Source organism: Streptomyces sp. NPDC005485 (assembly GCF_040606085.1).
Classification (GTDB): Bacteria; Actinomycetota; Actinomycetes; order Streptomycetales; family Streptomycetaceae; genus Streptomyces.
Genome location: NZ_JBEXDZ010000302.1, coordinates 1 through 3,244, shown reverse-complemented (window position 1 = coordinate 3,244; position 3,244 = coordinate 1). Strand labels below are relative to the sequence as shown.

Annotated in this window: 3 protein-coding genes; all 3 read right to left on the bottom strand. The window is 69.7% G+C overall.

The features are described 5' to 3' along the window. Window positions 1–83 precede the first annotated feature (83 nt). The 3 genes from ABZS97_RS43680 to ABZS97_RS43670 all read right to left on the bottom strand — a co-directional run bounded on the left by ABZS97_RS43680 (window position 84) and on the right by ABZS97_RS43670 (window position 2,695). The gene (locus ABZS97_RS43680; RefSeq protein WP_356149559.1) at window positions 84–1,307 is read right to left on the bottom strand and encodes a cytochrome P450; all 1,224 of its coding nucleotides are present in this window, start codon (window positions 1,305–1,307) and stop codon (window positions 84–86) included. A 255-nt stretch (window positions 1,308–1,562) separates the two neighbouring features. Beyond that, a complete protein-coding gene (locus ABZS97_RS43675; RefSeq protein ID WP_356149562.1) occupies window positions 1,563–2,015 on the bottom strand; it encodes a DUF6114 domain-containing protein in 453 nt (150 codons plus the stop codon). Continuing rightward, a complete protein-coding gene (locus ABZS97_RS43670; RefSeq protein ID WP_356149556.1) occupies window positions 2,015–2,695 on the bottom strand; it encodes a DUF6230 family protein in 681 nt (226 codons plus the stop codon). Before ABZS97_RS43670 ends, ABZS97_RS43675 begins: the two co-directional genes overlap by 1 nt. Between the last annotated feature and the right edge of the window lie 549 nt (window positions 2,696–3,244).

Genomic DNA, 3,244 nt, shown 5'->3' with positions numbered 1-3,244 from the left:
GCCGCCGGAGTGAATCTCCGGCGGCCCGCCGCCGTACGTAGGTGGAGGTCGGCTCAGCCGACGTCCCCTGTCCCGACCAGGGTTCAGATACGGACGGGAAGGGACCGGTGGCCGTTGGAGATGAAGGAGTCCACCTGGGTCAACTCGCTCTCCGGCACGGCCGGTCGGAGATCCGGGAAACGGTCGAAGAGAGCCGGGAGGGCGATGCGGGCCTCCAGACGACCGAGCGGGGCGCCGAGGCAGCGGTGGACGCCGTGGCCGAAGGCGAGGTGCTCCTTGTCGGCGCGGGTGACGTCGAAGCGGTCGGCGTCGTCGCCGTACCGCTCCGGGGAGCGTCCGGCGGCGGCGTAGGCGGCCAGCAGCGCGTCACCCTTGGGGATCGACATCCCCTCCGGGCCGCCGAGTGCGCCGAGGTCCAGGTCCTCCACGGCGTAGCGCAACGGCAGGCTGGCGACCGGGGCGTCATGGCGCAGCGACTCCTCGATCACGTCGTCCCAGGAGGCGCGGCCCTCTCGTACCAGGGCGAGCTGTTCGGGGTGCGTGAGGAGCGCGTGCACGGCGTTGTCGATGAGGTTGACCGTGGTCTCGTGCCCGGCGCTGATCATCAGCAACAGGGTGTCGAGCAGTTCCTGGTCGGTCAGATGGGTGCGGCCGTCCTCGTCACGGGCCGTGAGCAGGCCGGAGGCCAGGTCGTCGCCGGGCGACAGCCGCTTGGCGGCGACGAGTTCGCCGAGGATGCCGGACAACTGCTCGTAGGCCGCCAGCATTTCGCCGGGGGCGGCGGAGGTGTCGAAGAGACGGTCCACCAACCGGCGCAGTTCCGGGCCGCGTTCCTCGGGCAGGCCGAACAGCTCGCTGATCACCTGGATGGGCAGCGGGTAGCAGAACTCCTCCCGCAGGTCGACCGCGGCGCCGTTGCGCCCGGCCTCCTCGACGCGGTCGAGGAGATCCTCGGTGATCTGCTCGATGCGCGGCTGGAGGGCAGCGGTGCGGCGGGCGGTGAAGGCCTTGGACACCAGGATGCGCAGCCGCCGGTGGTCACTTCCGTAGGCGGTGAACATGTTCTGCACGGCGACCCAGGTGAACAGCGGCCACTCGGGGGAGATCTCCCCGTTGATGAAGGCCGTCCAGTGCTGTCGTGGGTCCTTGGAGACCCGGGGGTCGGCGAGCAGTCGTTTGAGCAGGTCGGGGCTGCTGACCGCCCAGGCCTCCACTCCGCCGGGCAGCGTGACGCGTGTCACCGGTCCCCTCGCGCGGATACGGGCGGCCTCGCCGTGGATGTCACGGCCGGCCGCGTCTATCGCCATGGGGCTCGGGCTCGTTAACGGGCTCGGGTTTCCCATCGGGGCGCCTCCCTGGCACTCGTACGTCGATGTCCTGCACGTACTCCGTCGCGTCACGTCGTGCGTCACGTCGCGAAGTCCGTCACATCGTCCGTCGGATCACGTCGTCAGTCACTGCGGCACGCCACGCTAGCCGCCGCCCGGCGCTCTGGCGAGAGCGCGTGGCGGCGGCTGTGCGGTGTCGACGTCCGTGCGGGGAGGGAGCGTTGACGCTTGCGGTCAGGGGGCCGGTGAGGGCTCCGGGGCGGGCGCTTCGGCCGCCGCCCGGCGCTCGCGTCGGCGGGCCAGCAGGCCGTGCCGCGGCTGCTGGTCCGGCAGCCAGCCGAAGGCCAGGCAACTGCCGGTGATTCCGAGGAGGAGGCCGACGAAGAAGCCGCCCAGGTTCGAGGTGACCCAGGTGCCGAGGGTGACCAGGATGCCGACCAGGGAGTAGAAGAGCCGCTGGGTGGGGTTGAAGAGGATCAGCAGGCCGCAGAGCAGCATCACGACGGGGAGGAGATAGCCGGCCAGCACCTCGGTACCGCTGTGCAGGATGACCTTCACGGACGCCTTCTCGGTGAGCAGCACCTCCGCCCCGCCGAGGGCGAGCAGCAGCCCGCCCCAGAAGGGGCGGTTCGCGCGCCACTGCCGGAAGCCGGACCTCACGGACCGCGGAATCCGGGACGAGGGCATCAGCAAGCCTGGTCGCTGAAGCGGAGCTTGAGGCCGGGAAGCTTGAACACCGCCGCTGTGGTGGCGTAGTTGGTCTGCCGCAGGTTCGCGATGCGGACCGTGTCGGACTGCTGGCTGAAGACACCCTTGGGGCCCTGTACGCCGGCCTTGTCGAGCGTGCTCGCGTCGTTGCCGATCTCGATGTTGTTGAAGGACGCGTCGCCCGACATCTCGGTCGAGTCGGTGGTGAGGTTGGTCGCCTGCACCTTGTCGGCGCCGCTGCCCGCGGTGATCACCAGGTTCGTGCCGCCGAGGTCGACGCTCTGGCACAGCTTGGTGATCGTGGCGCTCTTGATCGCGGAGGTGACGATCAGCACCTGGCCTCCGGTGTCACCCGCGTTCGGACTGTCCTCGGCCATGCTGTCGAGGCCGCCGAACTGCTCGAAGCCCGTGCCGTTGAGCTCCGTGGCGGTGACCGTGAACGGCATGCCGGAGATCGCGAACTGCACACCCAGGGCTCCCTGGGCGGTCAGGATCATCAACCCGGCGGCGATTGCGGTGGCAGGCACCGCCATCACCGCGGCGCGGCGCAGGCGGACCCGCCCGCGTCTGCCGGCAACTTCCGGCTCCGGCTGCGCGAGGGCGGAACCGCTTTCCGGCTGTTCGGGGGTGGACGCCGAGGCGTCCGAGGACGAGGCCATGTGTGCTCCCTGAGCATAGTCAACGCAGGTGGGACGAACGGCACGTTGTCCTGGCGCGGACAGCGGCTGCGGCGCACGCCACCCCGAACCTCCCGGCGGGTGCAAGGGCTTTCTCGTTACGCCGCAGTAGCCGACCTGGAAGTTACCCGGGGTTACACCCTGGGTCAAGGGACTTGTGGGAAAGGGATGTTGATTGTGTGTCAGCCGTGAACGCGCCAGTGGCCGATTGAGTCTTTCACCTCCAACTTCCCTTTCCTGCCTTGACGTTGAGCGTTTTACGGGTCTACAACTCTCCCTTGTTTCCCCGGATCCGTGGCGCCGGATCCGTTGCCGCAGCTCCGCCGTTCGCGGCGCGGCAGATTCCTTCCCGGGCCCCATGCCGCCTTGAGGCATGCGCGCAGCGCTCCATGAACCATCCCCACCCCGCGGCACCGGCACGGTCGCCTTCCCCCTGGACCGTGCCCGGTCGCCCGGCAGTCGCTGTCGGCCCGTGCCGCACGGAGAAGGGCTGAGCTGGCGGAATCCGGCAACCCCACCGTGCAGGGGTGG